The sequence below is a fragment of the Brachybacterium sp. EE-P12 genome (genome assembly GCF_003711805.1).
Lineage (GTDB): Bacteria > Actinomycetota > Actinomycetes > Actinomycetales > Dermabacteraceae > Brachybacterium.
Window position 1 is genome coordinate 13,635 of record NZ_QXCP01000012.1, and the last position, 26,156, is coordinate 39,790.

Consider the following 26,156-nt stretch of genomic DNA (forward strand, 5'->3'; position numbering starts at 1 on the left):
AGGGGTCCTTTCGTCGTTGAAAAGCAGGGTGGGGCAGGGGTTCAGGTCGGGGTCGGGGCGGGGGTCGGCGTCAGAGAGTGGACTCGTAGGAGGCGGTGAACTCGGCGATCACGTCGTCCATGCCGGCGCTGCGCTGCTGGTCGACGACGTCCTCGAAGCCGGCCATGTCGATCTGTCCGACCATGTACTGGTTGTAGGCGTCGTTCACGGCCTGGTGGATCGTTCCCCACGAGGTGTCGTAGGCGACGGAGGTCAGCGGCTGGGAGACGTCGATGACGGCGTACTCGTCGTTCTCGGAGATCAGCTCGTTGGCAAGGTTCACCATCTCGTCGGTGGAGCGGTACAGCGGGGTGTCGTCGTTGGTCGGGATCGATCCCGCATAGGGCTGGATCTGCTGCTCCCAGAGCGTCTGATCGATGATCTCGATCGCCCCGTTGGCATCCTTCTCGAAGTGGGTGCCCTCCACGCCGTTGCTCATCAGCAGGTGGCAGTCCGGCTCCATGAGCGCGTCGATCAGGGAGAGTGCCCGGTGCAGGTCGTCCTCGGTGGAGAGGCTCTGGGTGGAGAAGGACATGAGCCCGCCCATCCCGCCGCCGGTGTCGGAGACGATCCGACGGGGCACGTCGGCATAGGTCATGTCGTTGATCAGCGCCCACTCGACCTCGGTCTCGGGGTCGATGCTCTCGGCGAGAGTGGTGTAGCCACGACCACTGAAGAGGCCGGTCACGACGATGCCGCCCTTGTCCTGGGCGATCGCCTGCTCCTGGTTCTGCTTCTGCATGGTCACGAACTCCTGATTCACCCACCCGTTCGCGTAGGCGTTCCGGTACCACTCCATCGCCTCCTTGAAGGCGTCCGTGGTGAAGGTGGGGACGACCTTCCCGGAGGGGTCGAGCTCGAACTTGCAGCCGGCCCCGAAGTACCCGGCCAGCGAGCGGAAGCCCACGGCGAAGCTCTCGGCCCGGTCGATGAAGCCGGTGGTCGCGGCGCCGGTGCCGGTGGGGTCGCCCTCGGTGAAGGCCTGGGCGACCTCGCCGAGCGCCTCGACGGTATGCGGCACCTCGAGCCCGAGCCGGTCCAGCCAGTCCTTGCGGACCAGCACCCCGTAGCGGGCCAGCGGCTGCTGGAAAGGCACCCCGTACAGAGCGCCGTCGACCTTCGCCCCGGCGATCACGGCCTCGTTGATCCGGGCGAGGTTCGGGAACTCGGCGAGGTGCTCCTCGACGTCCCAGAACAGCCCGGAGGTCAGTGCCGAGCGGATCGACGGCATCACCAGCTGGTTCAAGGTGGTGATATCCGCGACCGAGCTCGATGCGAGCGCGGCGTTGACCTTCTCCTCCTTGGAGGCGTCGGGCACCCACTGGTAGGAGAAGGAGGCGCCGGTCATCTCCTTCAGCCCGGTCTCCACGGGCCCGGAGGCCTCGGGGGTGGTGGGGGTGTGGACCACAGACATCCAGGTGAGCTCGCCGTTGGAGCCACCCTCTCCACCGGAGCCGGAGGACCCGCAGGAGGTGAGGGCGCCGGCACCGGCGAGGCCGGCCGCGGCGAGGGGCAGGGACTTCAGAAGGGTTCTGCGTTGCATCATGCGAGGTGGCCTTCCGTGAGGGCTCGGGGGTCGGACGGGGTGTCGGCCGGGGTCTCGGTCTCGGCCGTGACGGCCTGGTCGAGGTCGGTGAGGACGGGGCGCAGGATCAGCGCGACCGCGAGGAACGGGAGGACGGCGCCGAGCAGCGGGAACAGGGCCACGGCGAAGCGGAGCATGAACGCCTCGGCGATCGCCACGGCGAGCGCGCCGATGATCGTCCAGTGCAGGGAGCCGATGCCGAGCAGGAGCGCTCCGCCGATCTGGCGGTGCAGGCCCCGCACCTCGGTCGCGGCCATCACGAAGAACACGTACGCCCCGATGATCAGCAGCACGATCAGGGCCATGTGGTTGGCGGCCCGCAGGTACCAGTCGCTGAGGCTGAGGAGGTTCACGCCGATGACCACGCCGGCCGCGGAGAGCACCAGGCCCATCGCGACAGCGGCGCCGAGCCGCTCGCGGGCATCGCGCAGGAAGGTGCGGATCGTGGGCGGGGTGCGGCCGTGGCGGAACCAGCCGTCGAGGTACGTGGCCAGCGCGTAGCTCGCGGGGCCGATGCCGAACAGGCCGAGCCCGAGGAGCGTCATCGCGGTCCACAGCAGGTTCAGCAGGATCAGGCGCCAGAACCCGCCGAGCCAGCGGTTCAGGGTCGCGAACGCTTCGAAGGAGAAGAGCATGGGGTCACCTCCTGACGGCGGGGCCGTCAGTACACGCCTTCCTCGCCGAGCCGCTTGGCCAGGGAGTTCGCGCCGACCACGAGGATCAGGCCCACCAGGCCCTTGAACAGGCCCACGGCGGTGGCGAAGCTGAGCTGGCCGTTCTGGATGCCGGCGGTGTACACGAAGGTGTCGAAGATTTCGCCGACCTCGCGGTTCATCGAGTTCAGCAGCAGGAACATGTGCTCGAAACCGAGCTCGAGGAAGTCACCGATGGAGAGGATGAACAGGACGATGATGGTGGCGCGGATGGCGGGCAGGGTGATGTGCCAGGTCTGCTTCCACCGGTTCGCCCCGTCGATCTCCGCGGCCTCGTAGAGGCTCATGTCCACGGCGGTGAGTGCCGCGAGGTAGACGATCGTGCCCCAGCCGGCGGTGCGCCACACGTGCTGGAAGACGTACATCGGCCGCAGCCAGTCCGGGTCGGTGAGGAAGCCGATCGGCTCCCCGCCGAGGGCGACGATGAGGTTGTTGATCGCGCCGCTGTCGGTGGTGAGCATGACGTAGAAGATCGACACCACGATCACCCAGGACATGAAGTGCGGGATGTAGATGATCGTCTGCACGCTGCGCTGGAAGATCTTGCTGCGCAGCTCGTTGAGCAGCAGTGCGAGCACGATCGGCACCGGGAACGAGATCAGCATCAGCAGCAGCGAGAGCACTAGGGTGTTCCGCAGGAGCATGAAGAACGTGTCCTCGGTGAACAGCCGCACGAAGTGCTCGAAGCCCACCCACGGGCTGCCCAGGATGCCGAGGAACGGCCGGTACTCCTGGAACGAGATGATCAGCCCGCCCATCGGCAGGTACTTGAACACCAGGAAGTACACGATGCCGGGCAGGGCCATCAGGTACAGCGTGCGATAGCGCCACATCCGCCGCGCCAGCGACGTGCGGCGCCGCTGCACGGGGGGACGCTGGGCCGCGGCCGCGTCATGGGCCCCGACGGTGGCGTCGGGGCGGGTGTCGATCTCGGGGTCAGCCACCATGGATGATCCTCTGCTCCTCATTGAGAGTCGGGCGGGGAACCGCTTCCTCGGAAACCGGTTCCTCGCGTTCGCCACAGTCTGGACGCGCACCCGATCCCTGTCAACGCCTCGAGGCGATTCTCTTCCGAGCAGTGCGCGATCCTCCTCAGTGAACGCACTATCGGTGCAGGCTGCAGGCATGTCACGACCAGGTCTCGGCGCCGCAGCCCACGAGCGACGACATTCCGCAGCCCTCCGCTTCCCCTTCCGCGAGGCCGCTGGTACGGTGTGCAACCAAGCCCGCAGAAACCGGTTCACCGTTTCTCGCGTTCCCGGCGCCGCCCCCAGCTCAGGAGTCCCTGTGGAGCACCGTTCGAACCCCGTCCTCGACGCGGACTGGCCCGATCCCGACGCGATCCGCGTGGGCGAGGAGTTCTGGATGATCGCCTCGAGCTTCAACCGGGCGCCGGGGCTGCCGGTGCTGCGCTCGCGCAATCTCGTGGACTGGGAGCACGTGACCAACGCGCTGCCGGCCCTGGTGCCGCAGAGGCACTATGCCCTGCCCCGTCGCGGCAGCGGCGTGTGGGCGCCGTCGCTGCGCGAGCACGCGGACACCTTCTACATCGTCTATCCCGATCCGGATCATGGCATCTTCGTGCTCACCGCCCCGCATCCGGCCGGGCCGTGGAGCGCGCCGCATCTGCTGCTGGCCGGCCACGGTCTCATCGACCCCTGCCCGCTGTGGGACGAGGACGGCCGCGCCCATCTCGTGCACGGCTGGGCGAAGTCCCGCGCCCGGGTGAAGAACCAGCTCAGCGTGCTCGAGGTGACCTCCGATCTGACCGCCGCCCTCTCCCCCACCCGCACCGTAATCGACGGGGACGCGATTCCCGGCATGGTCACCCTCGAGGGGCCGAAGGCCTACCGCCGGGACGGCTGGTACTGGATCTACGCCCCCGCCGGCGGGGTCGCCGACGGCTACCAGGTGGTCTTCCGCGCCCGCGACATCCACGGCCCCTATGAGCACCGGATCGTGCTCGAACAGGACTCCTCCCCCGTCAACGGCCCGCACCAGGGCGCTCTCGTCGACGACGCCGAGGGGAACCTGTGGTTCCTCCACTTCCAGGACCGCGGCGTGTTCGGTCGGGTCACCCACGCCCAGCCCGTCACCGTGGACGAGGAGGGCTGGCCGCACATGGGCGAGCCGATCGATGCGGTGCGCGGCCGGCCGGTCAGCGTGCTCCCCGCCCTCGGTGCGACGACCGCGGACCCCGACGCCGACAGCGACGCCGGCGACGACTCGCCCTCCGGCACCGGTGCCGGCTCCGACCCTGACGGCGACGCCCAGCGCCCCTGGTCGGAGCCGCAGCGCTCTGATGACTTCACCGCTGCCGAGCTCGCCCCGCGCTGGCACTGGCAGGCGAACCCGCGGCCCGGCCAGCACCGCACCGGCCAGGGGCGCCTCGATCTCGCCCTCGCCCCGAGCCCGCGCGGGGACCTGCGGGACCTCGGCGCGATCCTCGGCCAGCAGCTGCCGGGGCAGCCGTCCACCTGGTCGACCCGGCTCACCCTTCCCGCGCCCGCGTCCTCGTCGGCTCCGCAGTCCCCCGAGCGGGCCGGTCTGGTGGTGCTCGGTCACGCCTACGCCTGGGCCGGGCTGCTGCGCGACGCCGACGGCGTGGCCCTCGCCTCCGGCACCATGGCCGCCGACGCCGCCGCCGAGGAAGTGCAGGTCCACCGCCTGCTCACCGCCGATCCCGCCGCGGAGGTCACCCTCGGCCTCCAGCTCGACACCACCGCCGGCGGCCGGGTGACCCTCACCGCGCTCCTGGACGGCGAGCGCCTGCCGCTGCTGGTGGACTGGCAGGCCGAGAAGGGGCACTGGATCGGAGCGGAGGTGGGCCTGTTCGCGACAGCCCTCGGCATGGTGCACCATCGGCTCGAGGACCGCCGCGCATCCTTCGCGCCGGTGGTCGTCCATCGCGGCGAACAGGAGATCTGATGGCGAGAGGACGTGGCGGCCCCACGATCACTCAGGTGGCCGAGGCGGCCGGGGTCTCCCGTGCGACGGTCTCCCGGGTGCTCAACCAGCATCCGTCGGTCGATCCCGGGATCGGGGCCCGGGTGCGGGAGGCCGCGCAGCGCCTGCAGTACCGGCCCAACGTCACCGCCCGCAACCTCTCCACCGGGCGCACGCGCACGATCGCGCTGATCATCCCCGACCTGGGAAATCCGATGTTCCAGTCGCTGCTGCGCGGCATCTCCCGGGCCGCCGAGGCCGATGGCTACAGCGTGCTGGTCGCCGAGGCCGGCTCCCCCGACACCGAGGCCGGGCTGGCCCGGGATGCCCGGCGCCAGTGCGACGCGATCATGCTGGTCTCCCCGCGGATGGACGATCTCAGCCTCGAGGAGGTCCTCGACCAGGCCGGCCCCGTGGTGGTCCTGAACCGTCGGCCGCTGAACCCGCGCACCGGGGTGGTCGCGATCGACTACGCCAGCGGCATGCACCAGTTGGTGGAGCATCTGCGCGAGCTCGGCCATCGCGACCTGGTCTACGTCGCAGGGCCGCCCCGCAGCGCCGCCCACCGCGAGCGGCTCGCGGCCCTGCACTCCCTCACCGGCGCCGACCCCTCGCTGACCCTGCAGGTGCTGCCCGGCGGGGCGACGATGTCCGCCGGCTACGAGGCGGCGGAGGCGGTGCTCGCCTCGCAGGCGACCGCGGCCCTCGCCTTCAACGACCTGGTCGCCTTCGGGCTGCAGTCACGACTGAACGAGTTCGGGGTCAACGTGCCCGGGGACATCTCGGTGGCCGGCTTCGACGGGATCGAGCTGTCCCGCTTCGCGGTGCCGCGCCTGACCAGCGTGGGCCAGGAGCAGCTCGACGCGGGCTCGGTCGCCTGGTCGCTGCTGCACCAGCGGCTGGACGACGCCGAGGGGAAGGCCGGCAGCGGGGTCACCGTGCTCGAACCGCTGCTGCAGGTCGGCGACAGCACCGGCCGGGTGCCGCCCTCCCGCGTGCCCACGGCGCCGGGCCGCGACGGCTCGGAGGACCCGCGCGCGGAGGACCTCGCCACCCTCCCCTTCGGCTGGGTGAGGGAGGGCCGCGACTGGACCCTGCTCGCCGGGGGGACGCTGCTGGCCGCCGCCGCCTCGGGCAGCTCGATGCCGCCCGTGCACAGTCCCCGCCCGCACCTGCATCCCGTGCGCTCCCTCGGCGGGCGGGCGATGACGGTCACGAACCCCAGCGACCACCGCCACCACTTCGGGCTCTCGCTCACGGTCCCCGACGTCAACGGCACCACCTACTGGGGCGGGCGCACCTACGTCGAGGGCCGCGGCTCGACCCTGCTGGCCAACCACGGCGTGCAGGAGTCGCTCGAGGAGACCCCGGACCGCTCCGGCCACGGGCTGGCCTCGCGCGTGCAATGGCGCTCCCACGACGGCTCCGACCTGCTGCACGAGGAGCGCCGCCTAGGCACCTACCTGCTGCCCGGTCCGCACGGCTGGGGGCTGCGCTGGCGCAGCCGGCTGCGCCCCAGCGCGGATCCGGTCACCTTCACCAGCCCCGCAAACCGGGGCCGGCTCGGCGCCGGCTACGGCGGGCTGTTCTGGCGGCTCCCCGGCGCTGACGAGGTGCGGGTGCTCGTCGAGGGCGGCCGCGGGGAGGCCGTGGCCCACGGCTCCCGCAGCCCCTTCGTGATCGTGCAGCGCCGCCACGGCAACGCCTGGAGCAGCCTGCTGATGGTGCAGGACGAGGAGGCGCAGGGACGCATCGACCCCTGGTTCGTGCGTGCCTCCGACTATCTCGGGGTGGGCACCAGCCTCGCCTGGGACGCCCCGCGCCGCCTCGAACGGGGTGAGCATCTGGACGTGGTGGTGCGCACCGCCGTGTTCGACCATCCGGTGATCAGCGACGAGGTGCCCGATCTGCTCGCAGCGATCACCGCCGCGGAGGGCCCGGCCGCCCCGCTGCCCTGATCCCCGTCCCCCCCGGGCGCCCGCCGTGCGCCACCCCTGCAGTCTCGCGTCATCTCGCGTCAGCTCGTGCGAAGGAGCACCATGACCGTCGATTCCACCCCGCCCGCCTCTGCGGCTGATGCCGTCGGTGCGGTCCGCGTCGGCCGACGGGCCGGGACGCTGCCCTCGCTGTCGCTGGCGCTCGCGGATCCGGCGGTGCGCGAGGTCGTGATCGAGCCCGGCGAGTACGTGGAGCAGGTCGTGATCGCGCCGCGGGCGGCGCCGCTGCTGATCCGCTCCGCGACCGGCCGTGCCGAGGACGTGCGGATCGTGTTCGGCCTCCACCAGGGGGCGCGGGACCGCACAGGCATGCCGTACGTGCAGGACTGCGCGACGCTCACCGTCGACGCCGACCAGGTCACCCTGCGCGATCTGACCGTCGCGAACTCCTTCGACAAGCGGCTCCACCCCGACTGGCCCGACACCCAGGCGATCGCGCTGCGCACCCGTGGCGACCGCATCCTCGTGGAGCGCTGCCACCTGCTGGGCCAGCAGGACACGGTGCTGCTGGATGCTCCCGGCTGGGCCTCGGTGCGGCGCGTCCACCTGCGCGACTGCCTCATCGTGGGAGACGTGGACTTCCTCTACGGCCGCGCGACCGCCCTGATCGAGGGCGGGGAGATCCGCAGCGTCGGCCCCGGGTACCTGCTCGCCCCTTCGACGGCCCGCGAGAACCCGCGCGGGATCCTCGTGCACGGGGCACAGCTGACGGCGACGGACGATGTCCCGGCGGGCAGCGTGCGCCTGGGCCGGCCCTGGCATCCGGGCGGGAAGCCCGATGCGATCGGCCAGGGGATCGTGAGCGCCTGCACCATCGGCCCGCATGTCGCGGCCGAGCCGTGGAGCGCCATGGGCGGCTTCGCCTGGGAGGACGCCCGCCTGGCCGAGCACGGCAACGACTGGAGCGGCCGCTCCAGCAGCGGCCCGCAGCTGCCCGCCGCTCCCGATCCCGCGACCTGGCTCGACATCCCCTCCCCCGCCCCGGGCGGGACGCCGCGAGCGATCGTGCTCTCCGACTCGACGGCGAGCGAGTACCCGCCCGAGCACGCCCCGCGGGAGGGGTGGGGGATGCGGCTCGACGCGGCCAGCGGCCTCGAGGTGCTGAACCGGGCCGTCTCGGGCCGCAGCTCGGTGAGCTTCCTGGCCGAGGGGCACCTGGACCGCGCGCTCGAGGAGCTGCGGCCGGGAGACCTCGTGCTCATCGCCTTCGGGCACAACGATCCCAAGGACGACGAGCGCTTCGCGGACGTGCATCTCGCCTATCCGGCGGCGCTGCGGCGGATGCTCGTGGGGGCGCGGGCCCGCGGCGGGATCCCCGTGCTGCTCACCTCGATCGAGCGCCGCCGCTTCGAGGACGGTCATGCGGTCCCCACCCACGGCGGCTACCCGCAGGCGGTCCGCGCCCTCGCCGCGGAGGAGGACGTACCGCTGATCGACCTCTCGCCCCTCACGCTCGAGCTGTGGGAGGCGGACGGGGAGGAGCGTTCGAAGGAGACCTTCCTCTGGCTCGAGCCCGGCCAGTGGCCCGGCTACCCGGACGGTGAGCGCGACGACACCCACCTCAGCACCGCCGGGGCCACCCGCGTGGCGGAGCTCGTCGCCACCGGGCTGCGGGAGCTGGGCCTGCTCCCGTGAGCACGCCGCCCCTGGTCACGGTCCCGTTCACGACGGGCGGCGCCCAGCTGCGCGGCCTCCGCCTGCCGGGCCGCGGGCCGAGGAGCGAGCAGGGGCATGAGGTGCTGCACCTGCATGGCCTCGGCTGCCACGGCGCGGCGAGCTGGGCGCCCTTCGCGGCGCTCCGCGGCCGGGCCGCGCTGATCCCGGACCTGCCCGGGCACGGCCGCAGCGACGCCCCGCCGGGATTCGGGTACACGCTGCCGGAGATGGCCGCGGCGATCGCCGCCCTGCTGCAGGCCGAGGGCGGCGGGCCACGGGAGGTGCTCGGGCACAGCCTCGGCGGCACGATCGCCGTGCACCTCGCGGCCCGCCACCCCGAGCTCGTGCAGCGGCTCGTGCTCGTCGAACCGGCGCTCGACGTGCCCATCCCCGGGCCGGAGGACATCGCCCTGGTGGCTGAGGAGGAGCTGGAACGCGGCGGCTTCGAGCAGATCCTCGCCCGGGAGGCCGAGTGGCGCCGGGCCGAAGTGCGGCTCACCGCCCCGCACGCCCTGGTGCGCAGCGCCCGCTCCCTGCTGGACGAGCACGCCGCCGCCACGAATGACCTGCTCGAACACCTGCCGCAGCCGGTGCTGCTGGTCACAGGACAGCAGCGCACCTATGCCCGGCAGGACCGCTTCGACGCCGCCGGGATCCGCTCGGTGCGGGTGCCCGGCGCCGCCCACTTCGTCATGCACGACGCCCCCGACGCCCTGTTCACCGCTCTGGAGGACCCTTCGCCATGAAGATGCTGCTGCACGACCCCGCCGCCCGCTGGACCGAGGCCCTGCCGCTGGGGAACGGGCGCCTCGGCGCGATGGTCTTCGGCGACCCGGCCGCCTCCCGCTTCCAGCTCAACGAGGACTCCTGCTGGACCGGCAGCCCCGCGACCGCCGTCGGGAACCGGCACGACGACCGTCCCGTCGGCGGCTCCGAGGTGCTCGCACCGCTGCGCGCCGCCCTCGCCCGCGGTGACCGCCGCGAGGCGACCCGGCTCGAGCAGATGCTGCAGCGCGGGTACACCCAGGCCTACCAGCCGCTCGCCGACCTGGTGATCGAGCAGGCGGCCGCGGGCCCGTCGGCCGTCAGCACCCGTCGGATCCTCGACCTCGCCGCCGCCACGGCGAGCACCCGCTGGACCGCGCCCACCGGAGAGCCGGCCGAGGATCGCGGACCCCTGGCGACTCTCGAGACCACGGAGACCTCCTGGATCAGCGCCGCCGACCAGGTGCTCGTCATCGAGCGGCGCGCCGACCACGGGGACCTCGGGCCGCTGCGCCTCCGCCTGACCTCCCCGCAGCAGGACTCTGCGACGAGCGTGGTCGACGGGGCGCTGCAGCTCACGGCTCGGATGGCGGCGGACGTGCGCCGGGAGGGCAAGCAGGAGCGGCTCGTGCCCGACCCTGCTCCGGGCGCGGCGGTCACCGCGCTGGTCCTCGCCCGACTCGAGCACGACGGCACGGCCGAGCCCGGCCCGGACGGGACGCTGCGGGTGGACGGTGCGACACGGCTGCGGATCGTGCTGACCGCCGTGACCGACTCCCGCGGCGCCCAGGAGGTGCCGCACGGGGACCGCGACCGCCTTGCCGCGCAGGCGGGGATCGTGCTCGATGCCGCCCTTGCCCGGCCCGCCGCGGAGCTGGCCGCCCGCCACGTCGCCGCGCACCGTGAGCTGTGGGACCGGACCGCGGTGCGGCTCGTGCCCTCGCACGCGGAGGAGATCGAGGTCGTCCCGCTGCTGGCCCGCACCGCTGCCGACGGCGACTCGCGCCTGCTCGCCCAGCTCGCCGCTGCCTACGGCCGCTACCTGCTGATCTCCTCCTCCCGCCCCGGCACCCTGCCCGCGAACCTGCAGGGGGTCTGGAACCAGGAGCTGCTGCCGCCCTGGCACGGCGACTACACCACCAACATCAACGTCGAGATGAACTACTGGCCGGCCGAGCCCGCCGGGCTGCCCGAGTGCCATGAGCCGCTGCTGGACTGGCTCGAGGACCTCGCCCGCTCCGGGCAGCGCACCGCCCGCGCGCTCTACGGCCTGCCCGGCTGGACCGCGCACCACAATGCGGACCGCTGGGCGTTCACCGCCCCCGTGGGCGATGGCGCCTTCGATCCGGTGTGGTCGATGTGGCCGCTCGCCGGGGCGTGGCTGTGCCGGCACGTGCGCGAGCACTGGGACTTCTCCCGTGACCCGGCGGTGCTGGAGCGGTTCTGGCCGGTGCTGCGCGGCGCCGCCGAGTTCCTCGAGGCGTGGCTGGTGGAGATCGAACCCGGGGTGCTCGGCACCTCCCCGTCGACCTCCCCGGAGAACCGCTTCCGCACCGCCGACGGGTTCGAGACGGGGCTGGACGTCTCCACCACGGCGGATCTCGCGATGCTCCGCGATCACTTCCGCACCACCCTGGAGGCGGCCGCGGAACTCGGGATCGAGGACCCGCTGCTGCCCCGGCTGCGCACTGCGCTCGAGCAGCTGCCTGCGGAGCGGATCGATGCACACGGCAGGATCGCCGAGTGGTGGCAGGACCATGAGGAGGCCGATCCGCTCCACCGCCACCAGACCCACCTGTACTCGGTGCTGCCCGGGGACGCGGTCACCGTGGCGGATCGCGAGCTCGCCGCCGCCGCGACCGCGTCCCTGGATGCCCGCGGCCCCGACTCGACCGGCTGGTCCCTCGCCTGGCGGGTGGGGCTGCGGGCACGCCTGCACGACGCCGAGGCCGCGCACCGCTCCCTGCTCGCCTTCCTCGCCCCCGTCGAGGATCCCGACGCCCCGGGCCCGCACGGCCGGGCCGGCCTGTACGGCAACCTGTTCTGCGCCCACCCGCCGTTCCAGATCGATGGCAACCTCGGCATCACCGCCGCGATCCTGGAGATGATCGTCCAGTCCCACGCCGGAGCGATCGACCTGCTGCCGGCCCTGCCCGAGGGATGGGCCGAGGGGTCGGTGCGCGGGGTGCGGCTGCGCGGAGCGGCGAGCCTGGACCTGGACTGGTCCGGCGGCGCCCTGACCCGGGTCGTGCTGCGGGCCGCCAGCCCCGCCGGCCGGAGCACGCCCGACAGTCAGCGCACTCTTGTGCTGCGCCACCGCGGGCGTGAGCTGGCCGTGGAGCTGCCGGGCGGCGCCCCCGTCGAGGTGGATCCGGCCGCGCTGGCCCGCTGAACGGACTTCGCCCGCTCACTCCCCCAGTCGCAGCTCCACCGTCGCGAAGGAGTGCGGCGGCAACGTCACCTCGAGCCCCAGCTCGTGCTCCCGCAGCTCCGTGAGCGGCACCGGGGCGACAGCATCCGGCTGCTCGGGAGTGTTGTGAGCGGCTGTGCTCGCGCCGGTCAGCACGGTCGCCTCGTGCCCGGTCACCGTGCGGCCGCGCAGGTCCAGGACCAGGGTGCGGGGCTCGTCGGCCGAGAGGTTCGAGAGCGAGACGAGCGCGGTCCCCTCCTCGGCGCGCACCGAGGCGGAGGCGGAGAGCAGCGGCAGCGCGCGGCCGTTCACCTCGGCCACCTCCTCGGGCAGCAGCACGTGGGCGTCGAGCGCGCGGGCGTCCTGGTGCCCGGCGTTCATCGCGAACACGTGGTAGGTGGGGGTGAGCACGAGAGCGCCGGAGTCCGGGTCGGTGAGGATCATCGCCTGCAGCACGTTCACCGTCTGGGCGATGTTCGCCATGATGAGCCGGTCCGCGTGGCGGTGGAAGCCGTCGAAGTGGAGGCTCGCCACGAGCGCGTCCCGCACCGTGTTCTGCTGGTACAGGAAGCCGGGGTTCGTGCCGGGCTCGACGTCCCACCAGGTGCCCCACTCGTCCAGCACCAGGCCGACCTTCTTCTGGGGGTCGTAGCGGTCCATGATCGTGGAGTGGCGGGCGATGAGCTCCTCGGTGCGGGCGGCGTTGGCGAGGGTGCTGTACCACTCCTCGTCGCTGAACCCGCGGGCGGAGCCCTTCTCCTCCCAGCTGTGGGCGAAGGTGTAGTTGTGCAGGGAGATCGCCTGGTACGGCAGATGGGGGCCGGCGTCCTTCATGAGGGCCTCGGTCCATCCGTAGTCGTCGACGTTCGCTCCGCCGGCGATGCGAGTGACCTGGTTGCCGGCATGCTCGCGCACGAAGGTGGAGTACTGGCGGGCCAGGGCCGTGTAGTCCTCGGCGCGCATGTTCCCGCCGCAGCCCCAGGACTCGTTGCCGATGCCGAAGAAGGGCACCTTCCACGGCTCGTCCCGACCGTTGGCGCGGCGCAGCGCGGCCATCGGGGAGTCGTCGGCGCGGGTGAGGTACTCGATCCACTCGCTCATCTCCTGGACGGTGCCGGAGCCGACGTTGCCGTTGACGTACGCCTCGGTGCCCAGCAGCTCCACCAGGTCCATGAACTCGTGGGTGCCGAAGGAGTTGTCCTCGACCACATCGCCCCAGTGCGAGTTGACCACGCGCGGGCGGTCCTCGCGCGGCCCGATGCCGTCCTTCCAGTGGTACTCGTCGGCGAAGCAGCCGCCGGGCCAGCGGAGGTTGGGGATGCGCAGGGCGCGCAGCGCCTCGACGACGTCGTCACGGATGCCCCGGGTGTTGGGGATCTCGGAGTCCTCGCCCACGAAGAACCCGCCGTAGATGCAGCGGCCCAGGTGCTCGGCGAAGTGGCCGTAGAGATGGCGGGAGATGGTGGTGCCGGGCAGGTCCAGGTCGATCACCACGCGGGCGGGCCCGTCGGTCCGGCCGGTGCGCGGGGCGAGCGGACGGGTGCCGGTGGAGGTCGGGCCGAGGGCGCCGACGAGGCCGGTGGTCAGGGTGCGGGCGGTCATGGGGGCTCCTCGAGCAGGTGCGGGCTGGCAGGGGCGGCGGGACGGGGGCGTCTGCACGAAGGGGCTCTGAGCGGCACGCCGCGGCGCTCAGCGGCTCGGCGTGCCGCTCAGAGCCCACATCTGCAGACGCGGGCCGCGGTAGGCGGGCTGTGACGGACGGGTGGGCGGCGGCCCGGCCGGGGACCGGCCGGACCGTATCTGGGGTCAGGCCGTGGGGCGGGTGAGGCGCACCAGCGACCAGGAGATCGCCGGCAGGGTTCCGACGAGACAGCCACCCTCGAGCCGCACGGTGTCGTTGGCCTGCGGCGCGACCGTGTCGGGGGCGTCCTTCGTGTTGGCGGCGTAGGGGTCCTCGTGGTGGAGGGTCACGGCCTCGACGAGCTCGAGGTCGCCGAAGGAGGCGAGGTCCGCGTCCAGTGCGAGCTCGTCGGTGTTGCCGCGGTTGACGACGAAGACGCTCAGCGCGCCGTCCTGCTCGTCCCAGGTGGCGACGGCGTCGGCCGCGGAGCTCTCGCCGAAGCGGGCGTTGGCGAAGGTGGGGGCGTCCAGGCGCACGTCGAGCACCTCGCCGCGGGCATGCTGCGAGGTCAGCGCGAAGGGGTGGAAGGTGGTCTGCCGCCAGGCCTCCCCGCCGGGCTCGGTCATGATCGGGGCGATCACGTTGACCAGCTGGGCGAGGGAGGCGGAGGCGACGCGGTCGCTGTGGCGCAGCAGGGAGATCAGCAGGTTGCCGAAGACCACGGCGTCCTGCGCGCTGTAGATGTCCTCGAGCAGCACGGGCGCGACGGGCCAGTCATCGCCCTGGGGCGGGCGGGACTCGGCGCGATGCTGGTACCAGACGTTCCACTCGTCGAAGCTGATCATGATGCGCTTGTCGCGCTTGAGCTTCGCGCGCACGTGATCGGCGGTGGCCACCACGGAGTCGATGAAGTGGTCCATGTCGTCCGCGGAGGCGAGGAAGGAGGCCTGGTCGCCGTCGCGCTCCGCGTAGTAGGCGTGGGCGGAGATCATGTCCACGAAGTCGTAGGAGTCGGTGAGCACCGTGTTCTCCCAGGCGCCGAAGGTCTCCATCTGCGAGCTCGAGGAGCCGCAGGCGATGAGCTCGAGGTCCGGGTCCTCCTGGCGCATGGCGCGGGCGGTCTCCGTGGCCAGCCGCGCGTACTCCTCGGCGGTCTTGTGGCCCGTCTGCCAGGGGCCGTCCATCTCGTTGCCCAGGCACCACATGCGGATGCCGTAGGGCTCGGGGCTGCCGTTCGCGGCGCGCTGGTCCGAGAGCGCGATGCCCTGCGGGGCGTTGGCGTACTGGAGCACGTCGAGCGCCTCCTCGATGCCGCGGGTGCCGAGGTTGACGGCGTACATCGGCTCGACCTCGGCCTTCTTCGCCCAGGCCATGAACTCGTCCAGGCCGACCGTGTTCGGCTCGGTGGAGTGCCAGGCGAGGTCGTGGCGGGCGGGTCGGTCCTCGACCGGACCGATGCCGTCCTCCCAGCGGTAGCCGGAGACGAAGTTCCCGCCGGGATAGCGCACGGAGCTCACCCCGAGCTCGCGGGTCAGGGCGAGGACATCGCTGCGGAAGCCGTCCTCGTCGGCCGTGGGGTGCTCGGGCTCGTAGATGCCGGTGTAGACGCAGCGACCGAGGTGCTCGACGAAGGCGCCGAAGGTGCGACGCCGCACGGGGGCGACGCGGAAGGCGGGGTCGAGGGAGAGTGTGACGGGGCGAGACATCAGGGCAGTGGCCTTTCAACGGCATCGGTGAGGGACTGTCGCCCGGGTCGGCTGACCGGCCGGGTTCCAACGTTGTACTCAACCCAATCATGACCGCTGGGCACCGTCAAGCACCCGCCGCGCTCCGACGCGAGCCGATGCAGATCCTCCGCGATGAGAGAATCCCGCCATGACCACCGAGCCGTCTCGTCGCCGTCGCCCTCCTCGCCTGCGGGACGTCGCCGATCTCGCCGGCGTCTCGATGAAGACGGTCTCCAACGTCGTCCACGGCCATCCGCACGTGCGCCCCGAGACCCGCCGCCGCGTCCAGGCGGCGATCGACGAGACCGGCTACCGCCCGCAGCTGGCGGCCCAGCACCTCCGCACCGGATCGAGCGGCATCGTAACCCTCGCCGTACCCTCGCTGACCTTCGGCTACTTCTCCGACATCGCGCAGCATTTCATCGATCGCGCCCGCGAGCTGGACCGCACCGTGCTGCTGCACACCACCTCCGACGGCCGGGAGCAGGAGCTCGAGGTGTTCACGGGCTTCAAGCGCCGCCTCGGCGACGGGGTCATCTTCAACCCCCTGCTGATCGAGGAGGAGATCTTCAGCCGCTATGAGGAGTTCCCGCAGCCGACGGTCCTGATCGGCGAGCACGTGCCGGATGGCGCACTGCCGCGCAATGCGGACTACGTGCGCATCGACAACGTCCGCGCCAGCGCCGACGCCACCTCCCACCTGCTCGCCACGGGCAGGCGCCGCCTCGCCTTCGTCGGCGCCCTGCCGCCCGGACCCGCTCCCCACCCCCACGGCTCCGCGGCGCTGCGCATGACCGGTTTCGGCCAGGCCCTCGACCGGCACGGGATCGATCCGGGCACCGCCCCGGCCCCCGAGGTCGCGAACTGGCACCGGACCGACGGCCGACGCGCCGCCCACCTCCTGTGCGCGGAGCATCCCGAGGTGGACGGCATCGTGTGCGGCAACGACGAGCTCGCCCTGGGAGTGCTCGCCGGGCTCCGGGACCGCGGCCGCCGCGTGCCGCAGGAGGTCGCGGTGGTCGGCTACGACGACTCCCCCGACGCCCCGTTCGCCTACCCCTCGCTCTCCTCGATCAGCCCGGACAAGACCTTCATCGCGCGGCTCGCGCTGGACATGCTCGCCGAGCGGATCGGCGGCTACGAGGGCCCGCCGCGCATGGTGACAGCTCCGCACCAGCTCATCGTCCGCGACAGCACCGCGGCCGCCGACTGAATCCCCCGCCATCCTCGGGCGCCGGATCCCGCGCCGGGGCGACACGACCACGGAGCCCCTCTTGCGCTCGGTCTTTTCAACGCTGTAAAGTCGCGGCCGATCCCTTTCGCGGCACCACGCACCGCGATCACGTGCAGGCCTTCTGCCCGTAGGACGGACTCTCATGCAAAGACGCAGTTTCCTCGCCGGCACGGCTGCGGCCGCCGGCCTCGCCACCGCCGGATGCGGCAATCTCGCCACCTCCGACCCGAACACGCTCACCTTCATGTTCCGCGGCGGGCTCGACGAGCGCGCCGCGTACACCGAGGCCATCGCCGAGTTCGAACGCCAGAACGACGTGACGGTCAACGTCGTGGTCACCGACGGCGACCAGTACGACACGAAGCTCCAGGCCGCGATCCTGGGGCAGAAGACCCCCGATGTCTTCTACTTCGACTCGGGCAAGCTCAAGGCATACGCCATCAACGACGTGCTCCAGGACATGTCCCCGTACCTGGAGAGCGCCGGCACGGCCGTCGACGAGCTCTGGCCGCTCGCCGTGGACCTCTACCGCTTCGACGGCGAGGTCCAGGGCCAGGGCAGCGCCATCTACGGCCTGCCCAAGGACATCGGGCCCTTCTCCTTCGGCTACAACCGCACGATGTTCGAGGAGGCGGGGCTGGCCCTGCCGGACCCGGAGCTGCCCTACAGCTGGGACGAGTTCACGGAGATCTGCCAGGAGCTGACCCAGGATCGCGACGGCGACGGCGCGCTGGACCAGTGGGGCACGGGCCTGAACGTCACCTGGAACCTGCAGGCCCTGGTGTGGTCCAACGGCGGGGACTGGAGCGACGAGTCGGTCACCACCGTCACCGTGGACACCCCGGAGTTCGCCGAGGCGCTGCAGTTCTTCGCCGATCTGCAGAACGTCCACCAGGTGACGCCCTCGATCGCCGAGTCGCAGACCATGGACACCTACCAGAGGTGGATGCGCGGGCAGATCGGCTTCTTCCCGGTCGCCCCGTGGGACCTGTCCACCTATCGTGACCTCGACTTCGAGTGGGATCTGATCCCCTACCCCGCCGGCAGCACCGGATCCCCCGCCACCTGGATCGGCTCGCTGGGGATCGGGGTCTCCTCCGCCTCGCGCAACCCCGAGATGGCCACGCGCCTGGCCGCATTCCTCTCCGCCGATCCGGGCACCCAGGAGCTGCTGGTCGACGCCGGGATCCAGATCCCGAACATCCGCTCCACGGCCCTGGAGTGGGCCGCCGACGACTCCTTCATGCCGGAGAACAAGGCCGAGATGATCCGCATCGTCGAGGACTACGGCAGACCGCTGCCCGGCTACAACACCTACAACGCCGAGTGGTACACGGAGTTCTTCACCAACATCCAGCCGGTGCTCGACGGCGACCAGACCGCCGCCGAGTACTGCGCCTGGGTCCAGCCCCGCATGCAGACCAGGCTCGATGCCGCGAATCGGCAGGAGCAGATCGACCGAGGAGAGTTCCGATGAGCGCCGTCGACGCCCCGCCGGCCGGCCGACGGTTCGGCGCCGGCCCCGCGCGCCCTGTGAGCGGTCGGGGTCCCGCCCCCGCACGCCGCACCGGCACCACGAGCGACCTGCACCGTCGCGAGCGGCGCTGGGCCGCGGCCTTCATCGCACCCGTCGTGCTCGGCTTCGTGCTCTTCGCGGTGCTGCCCTTCTGCTTCTCGCTCTACGCCGCGTTCACCAACTGGAACGGGCTCAGCGCCCCCACCTTCACCGGGCTGGAGAACTTCCGGCTGATGATGGCGGACGACTATTTCTGGCAGGCGCTGTGGAACACGCTGTTCCTGATGATCGGCATCCCCATCGGACTGTCGATCTCGCTGGTGCTGGCGATGGCCATGAACCGCCGGATGCCGGGCCGCTCCGTCTTCCGGGTCATCTACTACCTGCCGGTGGTGACCTCGCTCGCGGCGATCTCGATCCTGTGGCAGTGGGCGTTCAACGGCGATTTCGGCCTGATCAACCAGGGGCTCGCGCTGATCGGCATCGACGGGCCGAACTGGCTCCAGGAGGCGTCGACGTCGAAGCCCGCCCTGGTGCTGATGATGGTGTGGAAGGGCCTGGGCTTCTCCATGCTGCTGTACCTGGCGGCGCTGCAGTCCGTGCCGCGCTCCCTCTACGAGGCGGCCGAGCTCGACGGCGCCGGCGCCTGGGGCACGTTCCGCCACATCACCTTCCCGATGCTGCGACCGGTGACGTTCTTCCTCGTGGTCACCAACATCATCGGCGGTTCGCAGGTGTTCACCGAGGTCAACATCATGACCCCGAACGGCGGACCGGAGTTCTCCACAGCGACCATCGTCTGGTACATCTGGCAGAAGGGCTTCCAGAACCTCCAGCTGGGGTACGCGACCGCGATGAGCCTGGTGCTCGGGCTCCTCGTCTTCGTCATCACGCTCATCCAGTTCCGGCTCAATGCCCGCAACTCGTTCTCGGTGGAGTGAAGCCATGTCCCGCCACAGCTCGTACCGCCTGACCAACATCCTCGTCGCGATCCTGCTGGGCCTCGGCTCGGTGCTCATGCTGGCCCCGCTGGTGTGGATGATCTCGACCTCGCTGAAGACCATGGAGGGGGTGTTCGAGCTCCCGCCGCAGTGGATCCCGGACCCCTTCGTGTGGTCGAACTACGCACGCATCTGGGAGGCCGGGCCGCTGCTGTCCGGCATCCGCAACAGCGTGATCGTCTCCCTCACCGTGACGATCGTGGGCACCGTCACCTCCTCGCTCGCGGCCTTCGCGTTCTCGAAGCTGCGCCTGCCGGGCAAGAACGGGATCTTCCTCGCGATCCTGGGCGGGATGATGATCCCGTTCCCGGCGCTGATGATCCCCACGTTCATCCTGTTCGCGCACATCGGCTGGGTCGACACGCTGCTGCCCCTGATCGTGCCGGGACTGCTCGGCAACATCATGATGGTGTTCTTCCTGCGCCAGTACCTGCACAACGTGCCGGACTCGCTCGTGGAGGCCGCGCTGCTGGACGGCGCCTCCTATCCGCAGATCTTCTGGCGGCTCATCTTCCCGTTGATCCGTCCGGCGATCGCCGCCCAGTTCATCCTGTGGTTCATGGCGGTGTGGAACGACTATCTGGGACCGATCATCTACCTGAACTCGGAGAACGTGCAGACCCTCCAGCTGGTGATCGCGAACTTCAACGCCACCTACGCGATCCAGACGGACTACCCGTTGATCATGGCCGCCTCGCTCGTCGCGCTGCTGCCCGTGCTGGCGGTGTTCCTGATCTTCCAGCGCCAGATCATCGAGTCGATCGCCCTGACCGGCTCGAAGGGCTGAGCCGTGTCCGAGACCCTCATGGTCTGGCTGCGCATCGCCACGCGCCTGGTGCTGGTGCAGCTGACGATGGTCTCGCTGTCGCTGCTGGGGCTGGGCCTGCTCGGCATCGCCCCGGCCGCGACGGCGGCCGCCCGGGTCGTCGGCCCGGTCCGTCGGGACGAGGCGCTGCCCGTCGTGCGCACGATGTGGGAGACCTGGCGTACGTCGCTGCTTCGCTCGAACCTCGCGGCGGCGCCGGCCGGCCTGCTCGCCGCCGCGGCGGCGGGCAATCTGCTCCTGCTCGGCGCCGGAGCGCTGGACGGGGCCGGAGCGCTGGGCGGGATGGTCACCACGGCTTCCGGGCTCGTCCTGGTCCTCGCCTGCCTGACCTGGATGATCACGGTGACGCTGGCGGCCGATCCCGATCTCTCCGCTGCGGAGGCGCTGCGTGCCGGGGTGCTGTTCCCGCTCGTCTTCCCGGGGACGGGCCTGTCCCTGCTGGTCACGCTCGGCGGCGTGGCGCTGGTGGGTGCGCTGGTCACGGCCGTGGCCGTCCTCGTCGGCGGCGCCGCAGCGATGCTGTGCGCCGAGGCGCTGGTCTCCGCCCGCCGCCGCCTGCTCTCCGAGCGCCTCGCACCGGTCTGACCGCAGCAGCGAGGTGCACCACCGCGCGGTGCCCGCCGCCCCCTTCGCCCGGATGGGAAGATGTCCTCATGCCTCCACGCGCCCTCTCCGCCCGGCGGCGTCCGCCGTCGCTGCGCGACGTCGCAGACCTCGCGGGCGTCTCGATCAAGACGGTCTCGAACGTGGTCAACGACCACCCGCACGTGCGCGGCTCGACCCGCGACAGGGTGCGCGCCGCGATCCTGGAGATCGGCTACCGGCCTCAGGTCGCCGCCCGCCAGCTGCGCACGGGAGCGAGCGGGATCATCACCCTGGCCGTCCCCTCCCTCACCTTCAGCTACTTCTCCGACCTCTCCCAGCAGTTCATCGACGAGGCCCAGCGGCGCGGCCAGACGGTGGTGCTGCACTCCACCTCCGCCGGCCCCGAGGCCGAACGCACCGTGCTCGAGGGCTTCCAGCGCATCTTCGGCGACGGCGTGATCTTCAACCCCCTGTTCCTCGCGGAGGAGCAGCTGGCACGGATGCAGCGGACCACCCAGCCCACCGTCTTCATCGGCGAGCACCTGCCCGAGACGCTCCCCCAGGGCTCGGACTACGCCCGGATCGACAACCGCTCGGCCGCCTACGACGCGACCCGCCACCTCCTCGCCACCGGCCGCCGTCGCCTGGCCTTCCTCGGCGTGATCGTCTCCCGTCGCGGGCAGCAGCCGCACAGCTCCGGCACCCTGCGCCGCGACGGGTTCCTCGCCGCGCTGGCCGAGCAGGGGCTGCCCGGCGGCGAGGACGTGATCCAGGCGGTGGAGGACTGGCACCGCCCGCACGGCTTCACGGGCGCCGAGGCCCTGCTGGACCGCTGCCCGGGCCTGGACGGCATCGTCTGCGCCAACGACGACCTGGCCGTCGGCGCGCTCGCCGCGCTGCGCCGCCGCGGCCTGCGGGTTCCGGAGGACGTCGCCGTGATCGGGTACGACGACACCTCCGACGCCCCCTACGCCTCCCCGCCGCTGACCACGATCTCCCCGGACAAGGCGGCGCTCGCCCGCACCGCACTGGACCTGCTCACCGAGCGGATCCAGGGCCACGACGGGCCACCGCGCGTGATAGACACCCCCTACACGCTGGTGGTGCGAGAATCCACCGCCGCCCCGACCGAGGCCACCACCCAGGAGCGATGAGCAGATGACGATCCCCACCCCGTACGAGGACCTGCTGCGCGAGGTGCTCGAGTCCGGGCACGCCAAGGGCGACCGCACCGGCACCGGCACCCGCAGCCTGTTCGGCAAGCAGATCCGCTACGACCTCGCCCAGGGCTTCCCGCTGATCACCACCAAGCGGGTGCACACCCGCTCGATCATCCTCGAGCTGCTGTGGTTCCTGCGCGGGGACACCAATGTGCGCTGGCTGCAGGAGCGCGGCGTGAGCATCTGGGACGAATGGGCGGACGAGAACGGGGATCTCGGCCCCGTCTACGGCGCGCAGTGGCGCTCCTGGCCGACCCCCGACGGCGGTGTGATCGACCAGATCACCGACGTCGTGGAGCAGATCCGCACGAACCCCGACTCGCGCCGGCTGATCGTCTCCGCCTGGAACCCCGCCGACATCCCGCGGATGGCGCTCGCCCCCTGTCATGCCCTGTTCCAGTTCGAGGTGCATGACGGGAAGCTCTCCTGCCAGCTGTACCAGCGCAGCGCCGACCTCTTCCTCGGCGTCCCCTTCAACATCGCCAGCTACGCGCTGCTGACCCACATGGTGGCCCAGCAGACGGATCTCGCCGTCGGCGACTTCGTGTGGACCGGCGGGGACTGCCACATCTACGACAACCACGTCGAGCAGGTGCAGCGACAGCTGTCCCGGGAGCCGTTCCCCTATCCCGCGCTGCGCCTGAACCGCCGCCCCGCCTCGATCCTCGACTACGACCTCGAGGACATCGAGATCCTCGGCTACCAGCACCACAAGGGCATCAAGGCCCCGGTGGCGGTGTGAGCGCGCCGGCCGACGACGCCCCCGCCGACGGGACGGGGGCCGAGCGCAGGCCCCGGATCGGCATGATCTGGGCCCAGGCCCGTGGCGGCGTGATCGGATCGGGCGGCACCATGCCCTGGCACCTGCCGGAGGACCTGAGGCACTTCTCCCGCACCACCACGGGATCCCCCGTCGTGATGGGCCGGCGCACCTGGGAGTCCTTCCCGCCGAAGTACCGGCCCCTGCCGGGACGCACCAACATCGTCATCACCCGCGACGACTCCTTCGCCGAGCCCGGGGCCGTGCGCGCCCGCAGCCTCGACGAGGCGCTCAGCGCCGCGCAGCGCACGCTCCGGGACGACGCCGACGCCGCCGCCCCGGCGAGCACCGCTCCGGAGGGCGCCGCCGACGCCGCACGGATCTGGGTGATCGGCGGCGGTCGGGTCTACCGCGAGGCGATGGACCGCGCCGACCTGCTCGTGATCACCGAGATCGATGTCGACGCCGACGGCGACACCACCGCCCCGTCGATCCCCGAGGACTTCCGCCTCACCTGCACCGACCCCGCGCCCGGGGCCGACGGGGCCCGCTGGCGCACCTCCCGCACGGGGCTGCGCTACCGGTTCCTGACCCGCCGCCGCTGAGCCCCGCGCCCCGGGACGGCGCGGGCACGGCCCCGGCGCACGGGCCTTGTCCCCCGCTTTTCAACGCTGTAACGTCGGTGGTGCCGGTGACGTGGACGTCACCGCGCGGTGCTCGCGCCGATCCTCGCGCGACGCCGCACGCAGGCCTCGGGACCGCTCCCGACGCCCACCCGGTGGCACACCCCGGGAACCCCACCTCCAGGAGCAGATATGAGCACCCTGTCCCGCCGCACGCTCGTCACCTCGGCCGCCGCGCTCTCGGCGGCGGGAGCGGGCGTCCTGGCCGCACCGCGCGGCCAGGCGGCCCCGCCCCGCTTCCCCTGGCGACCGGCCCCGTCCTTCCAGGAGGTCTCCGTGCACGACCCCTCGGTCGTCGTCGCGGACGGCCGCTTCTACGTCTTCGGCTCGCACCTCGCCGCCGCCCGCAGCCGTGACCTGCAGCGGTGGACGAGCGTGGCGGACCTGGTCACCCCCGAGAACCCGCTGTTCGAGAACGTCACCGAGGAGCTCTCCGAGGCCTTCGAGTGGGCCCGGACCACCACGCTGTGGGCGCCGGACGTCCACGCCACCGAGGACGGCCGCTATCGGATGTACTACTGCGCGTGCGAAGGCTCCTCGCCCCGCTCCGCGATGGGCACCGCGATCGCCGACGACGTCGAGGGCCCCTACCGCGACGAGGGGATCTTCCTGCGCTCGGGGATGTGGGACGAGCCCGGGGAGGACGGCGAGATCTACGACGCCACCGTGCACCCCAACGTCATCGATCCGCAGGCCTTCGTCGATGCGGAGGGCGCCCTGCGCCTGGTCTACGGCTCCTACTCGGGCGGCATCTTCCTGCTGGAGCTGGATCCCGCCACCGGCCGCCCGCTGCCGGACCAGGGGTACGGCGTGCACCTCACCGGCGGCGGCCACGCCCGGATCGAGGCGCCGTACATCCTGCACTCGGAGGAGTCCGGCTACTACTACCTGCTGCTCACCTTCGGCGGCCTGGACGCGGACGGCGGGTACAACGTCCGGGTGGGCCGGTCACGCGACGTGGAGGGCCCCTATCTCGACCCGATGGGGCAGGACCTGCGCGAGGCGCAGGCCGATCCGGACCAGCCGATGTTCGACGACGCCTCGATCGAGCCCTACGCCGCCAAGCTGATGGGCAACCATCGCTTCATGCAGTCCGACGGCCGCGCCGGCCAGGCCTACGTCTCCCCGGGCCACGTCTCCGCCTGGACCCACCCCAGCACCCGGGAGTCGTTCCTGCTGTTCCACACCCGGTTCCCCGGCGACGAGGAGCTCCATGAGGTGCGCGTGCACCGCCTGCACCTGACCCGCACGGGCTGGCTCGTCGTCGCCCCGCACCGCTACGGCGGCGACGCCCTCGCCGGTAGGCCGGGACCGCTGCAGCGCTCCGAGCTGGTGGGCGACTGGCAGCTGATCGATCACGGACGGGCCATCAGCGCGGACATCGTCGACTCGGTCGCGCTGCGCCTGGAGGACGACGGGACCCTCGGCGGCGGGGCCGAGGGGCGCTGGTACCTGGAGGGGACCGAGCGGGCGGTGCTCGAGATCGACGGCGCGCGCCGCGAGGGCGTGTTCACGCTCGGGTGGCACGAGGAGCTCGGCGAGTGGACCCCGACGTTCACCGTCCTCGGCGAGGACGGCCGCGCACTGTGGGGGACGAAGGAGGTCTGAGCCCCGCGGACGGCAGCTCCTCGACCACGGAGCCGTCAACCAGGGCCTCGGCGCCGGGGATCCGCGCATCCCGGGATGCGGTGATCTCCCAGGCCTCGTCCAGCAGCTCGGCGAGCTCCCGCTGGAACCGAGCGGCGAGCCCGTCGGCTGCGCCGGGGCCCTCGCCCACCATCTCCCGCAGCAGGGAGGCGCCGACGGCGGCCATGGTCATGCCCTGGCCGTACAGCGGAGTGAACGTCGCGGCGGCGTCGCCGAGGTGGACCAGCCCCTCGGGCCCGTCGGGCACCTCCTCCCAGAGCTGCCGGTGCGCGCCCGCCGCCTTCGCCATGGACGGCTCCCCCACCGGCTCCGCGCCGTCGAGGGCGGTGTCGAGAGCGTCGGCGAGCTCCCGTTCGGGCAGCAGCGCGACGAGGTCCAGGAGGCCCTCGAGGTCGGTGGGCGGCTCGCTCCGCGCGGTGCCGGCGACGGAGAGCATGTGCTCACCGAGGCCGCACGGCTCGAGGTCGATCGTGAAGGGGCTGCGTCCGCGCGGCGGGACGGCGAGCGCCTCGACGCCCGCGGGCAGGGCGCCCTCGCGCAGGCGCAGCCGCTGACAGGTGTAGGCGACGTGGACGCGGGTGCCCAGCGTCCGCGGTCGGACGCCGGCGAGACCCTCGACCCAGGTCGCGGCGCGGCTGCTGCGACCGGTCGCGTCGACGACGAGATCGCCGTGCAGCTCCTCGGTCGCGCCGCCGCGCAGGCGCACGCCGGTCACGCTCCGACCGTCGGCCGTGGCGAGGAGACCGCCGACGGCGCCCTGACGCGCCTCGACGCCGGGCAGTGCGAGCACGCGCCGGCGCAGCACGCCCTCGAGCAGCGGCCTGGTCAGCCACAGGGTGCCGGGCTCGTCGATGCCCGGGCGGAGCGGGGAGGAGCCGTCGGCGTCGGGGACGGCCTCGTCCGGGGCTTCCGGCTCGTGCTCGGCGCGCAGGGCCGCACCGGCGGCCAGGAGTTCCTCGCGCAGCCCGGGCAGGAGCTGCCCCATCCGCGCTTCGCCGAGAGCCAGCAGCCGGTGGACGGTCCCGCCCTGGGGGACGCCGCGGCGCGCTGCGAACGCCGCGGGGCCGTCGGTCGGGAGCTGATCCCGGTCGACGATCGTGACCCGCCCGCAGTGCGGAGCCAGGCCCGCCGCCGCGAGCAGCCCCGCCACGGATCCGCCCATCACGATCGCGTGGTCAAGCATTCTCTCCAGCCTCCTGCATGCCGACGGGCCGCCGCCGACCGG

The 26,156-nt window shown here is 72.0% G+C and carries 20 protein-coding genes; 14 read left to right on the forward strand and 6 right to left on the reverse strand.

What is annotated here, in order from left to right:
• Positions 1 to 70: 70 nt before the first annotated feature.
• Genes D1648_RS16055 through D1648_RS16065 form a run of 3 tightly spaced genes read right to left on the reverse strand, consistent with a single transcriptional unit; the run spans position 71 to position 3,284 of the window.
• The gene (locus D1648_RS16055) at positions 71 to 1,585 is read right to left on the reverse strand and encodes an extracellular solute-binding protein (RefSeq protein ID WP_122943616.1); all 1,515 of its coding nucleotides are present in this window, start codon (positions 1,583 to 1,585) and stop codon (positions 71 to 73) included.
• Positions 1,582 to 2,259: a DUF624 domain-containing protein gene (locus tag D1648_RS16060; protein WP_122943617.1), complete on the reverse strand. Its 678-nt coding sequence runs from the start codon at positions 2,257 to 2,259 to the stop codon at positions 1,582 to 1,584. Before D1648_RS16060 ends, D1648_RS16055 begins: the two co-directional genes overlap by 4 nt.
• A gap of 26 nt (positions 2,260 to 2,285) precedes the next feature.
• Complete coding sequence (locus D1648_RS16065) at positions 2,286 to 3,284, reverse strand: sugar ABC transporter permease (RefSeq protein WP_122943618.1); 999 nt, start codon at positions 3,282 to 3,284, stop codon at positions 2,286 to 2,288.
• A gap of 340 nt (positions 3,285 to 3,624) precedes the next feature.
• On the opposite strand from D1648_RS16065, the gene D1648_RS16070 reads away from it, so the two are divergent.
• The 5 genes from D1648_RS16070 to D1648_RS16090 all read left to right on the forward strand — a co-directional run bounded on the left by D1648_RS16070 (position 3,625) and on the right by D1648_RS16090 (position 12,093).
• A complete protein-coding gene (locus D1648_RS16070) occupies positions 3,625 to 5,265 on the forward strand; it encodes a glycoside hydrolase 43 family protein (protein WP_122943619.1) in 1,641 nt (546 codons plus the stop codon).
• Complete coding sequence (locus tag D1648_RS16075) at positions 5,265 to 7,241, forward strand: DUF6807 family protein (RefSeq protein WP_122943620.1); 1,977 nt, start codon at positions 5,265 to 5,267, stop codon at positions 7,239 to 7,241. Before D1648_RS16070 ends, D1648_RS16075 begins: the two co-directional genes overlap by 1 nt.
• 81 nt (positions 7,242 to 7,322) lie before the next feature.
• The gene (locus D1648_RS16080; protein ID WP_122943621.1) at positions 7,323 to 8,915 is read left to right on the forward strand and encodes a pectinesterase family protein; all 1,593 of its coding nucleotides are present in this window, start codon (positions 7,323 to 7,325) and stop codon (positions 8,913 to 8,915) included.
• On the forward strand, positions 8,912 to 9,682 hold the full coding sequence (locus tag D1648_RS16085) for an alpha/beta fold hydrolase (RefSeq protein ID WP_122943622.1): 771 nt from the start codon (positions 8,912 to 8,914) through the stop codon (positions 9,680 to 9,682). Before D1648_RS16080 ends, D1648_RS16085 begins: the two co-directional genes overlap by 4 nt.
• Positions 9,679 to 12,093, forward strand: a complete 2,415-nt coding sequence (locus D1648_RS16090) for a glycoside hydrolase N-terminal domain-containing protein (RefSeq protein ID WP_122943623.1) — start codon at positions 9,679 to 9,681, stop codon at positions 12,091 to 12,093. The genes D1648_RS16085 and D1648_RS16090 overlap by 4 nt, the downstream gene beginning before the upstream one ends.
• Before the next feature lie 15 nt (positions 12,094 to 12,108).
• On the opposite strand, the gene D1648_RS16095 is transcribed toward D1648_RS16090, so the two are convergent.
• Positions 12,109 to 13,713, reverse strand: coding sequence for an alpha-N-arabinofuranosidase (locus tag D1648_RS16095; RefSeq protein WP_122943624.1), 1,605 nt, complete (start codon positions 13,711 to 13,713; stop codon positions 12,109 to 12,111).
• 204 nt (positions 13,714 to 13,917) lie between these two features.
• Complete coding sequence (locus tag D1648_RS16100; RefSeq protein WP_122943625.1) at positions 13,918 to 15,438, reverse strand: alpha-N-arabinofuranosidase; 1,521 nt, start codon at positions 15,436 to 15,438, stop codon at positions 13,918 to 13,920.
• A 169-nt stretch (positions 15,439 to 15,607) separates the two neighbouring features.
• Between D1648_RS16100 and D1648_RS16105 the strand changes: the two genes are divergently transcribed.
• From D1648_RS16105 to D1648_RS16145, 9 genes are all read left to right on the forward strand, one after another.
• Positions 15,608 to 16,672: a LacI family DNA-binding transcriptional regulator gene (locus D1648_RS16105; RefSeq protein WP_122943626.1), complete on the forward strand. Its 1,065-nt coding sequence runs from the start codon at positions 15,608 to 15,610 to the stop codon at positions 16,670 to 16,672.
• 163 nt (positions 16,673 to 16,835) lie between these two features.
• Positions 16,836 to 18,170 carry a sugar ABC transporter substrate-binding protein gene (locus D1648_RS16110; RefSeq protein WP_122943627.1) on the forward strand — a complete coding sequence of 445 codons (1,335 nt, stop codon included), beginning with the start codon at positions 16,836 to 16,838 and terminating at the stop codon, positions 18,168 to 18,170.
• On the forward strand, positions 18,167 to 19,150 hold the full coding sequence (locus D1648_RS16115) for a carbohydrate ABC transporter permease (protein ID WP_122943628.1): 984 nt from the start codon (positions 18,167 to 18,169) through the stop codon (positions 19,148 to 19,150). Before D1648_RS16110 ends, D1648_RS16115 begins: the two co-directional genes overlap by 4 nt.
• 4 nt (positions 19,151 to 19,154) lie before the next feature.
• Positions 19,155 to 19,997, forward strand: coding sequence for a carbohydrate ABC transporter permease (locus tag D1648_RS16120; RefSeq protein WP_122943629.1), 843 nt, complete (start codon positions 19,155 to 19,157; stop codon positions 19,995 to 19,997).
• Positions 19,998 to 20,000: 3 nt separating this feature from the next.
• The gene (locus D1648_RS16125) at positions 20,001 to 20,621 is read left to right on the forward strand and encodes a DUF624 domain-containing protein (protein ID WP_122943630.1); all 621 of its coding nucleotides are present in this window, start codon (positions 20,001 to 20,003) and stop codon (positions 20,619 to 20,621) included.
• 68 nt (positions 20,622 to 20,689) lie between these two features.
• Positions 20,690 to 21,775: a LacI family DNA-binding transcriptional regulator gene (locus D1648_RS16130; RefSeq protein WP_122943631.1), complete on the forward strand. Its 1,086-nt coding sequence runs from the start codon at positions 20,690 to 20,692 to the stop codon at positions 21,773 to 21,775.
• Positions 21,776 to 21,779: 4 nt separating this feature from the next.
• Positions 21,780 to 22,583 carry a thymidylate synthase gene (locus D1648_RS16135; RefSeq protein WP_122943632.1) on the forward strand — a complete coding sequence of 268 codons (804 nt, stop codon included), beginning with the start codon at positions 21,780 to 21,782 and terminating at the stop codon, positions 22,581 to 22,583.
• Complete coding sequence (locus tag D1648_RS16140; protein ID WP_370239857.1) at positions 22,580 to 23,206, forward strand: dihydrofolate reductase; 627 nt, start codon at positions 22,580 to 22,582, stop codon at positions 23,204 to 23,206. Before D1648_RS16135 ends, D1648_RS16140 begins: the two co-directional genes overlap by 4 nt.
• A gap of 210 nt (positions 23,207 to 23,416) precedes the next feature.
• A complete protein-coding gene (locus D1648_RS16145; protein WP_122943633.1) occupies positions 23,417 to 24,892 on the forward strand; it encodes a glycoside hydrolase family 43 protein in 1,476 nt (491 codons plus the stop codon).
• On the opposite strand, the gene D1648_RS16150 is transcribed toward D1648_RS16145, so the two are convergent.
• Positions 24,840 to 26,114 (reverse strand): FAD-dependent monooxygenase, encoded by a 1,275-nt coding sequence (locus D1648_RS16150; RefSeq protein WP_122943634.1) that lies wholly within the window; start codon positions 26,112 to 26,114, stop codon positions 24,840 to 24,842. The genes D1648_RS16145 and D1648_RS16150 overlap by 53 nt on opposite strands.
• Between the last annotated feature and the right edge of the window lie 42 nt (positions 26,115 to 26,156).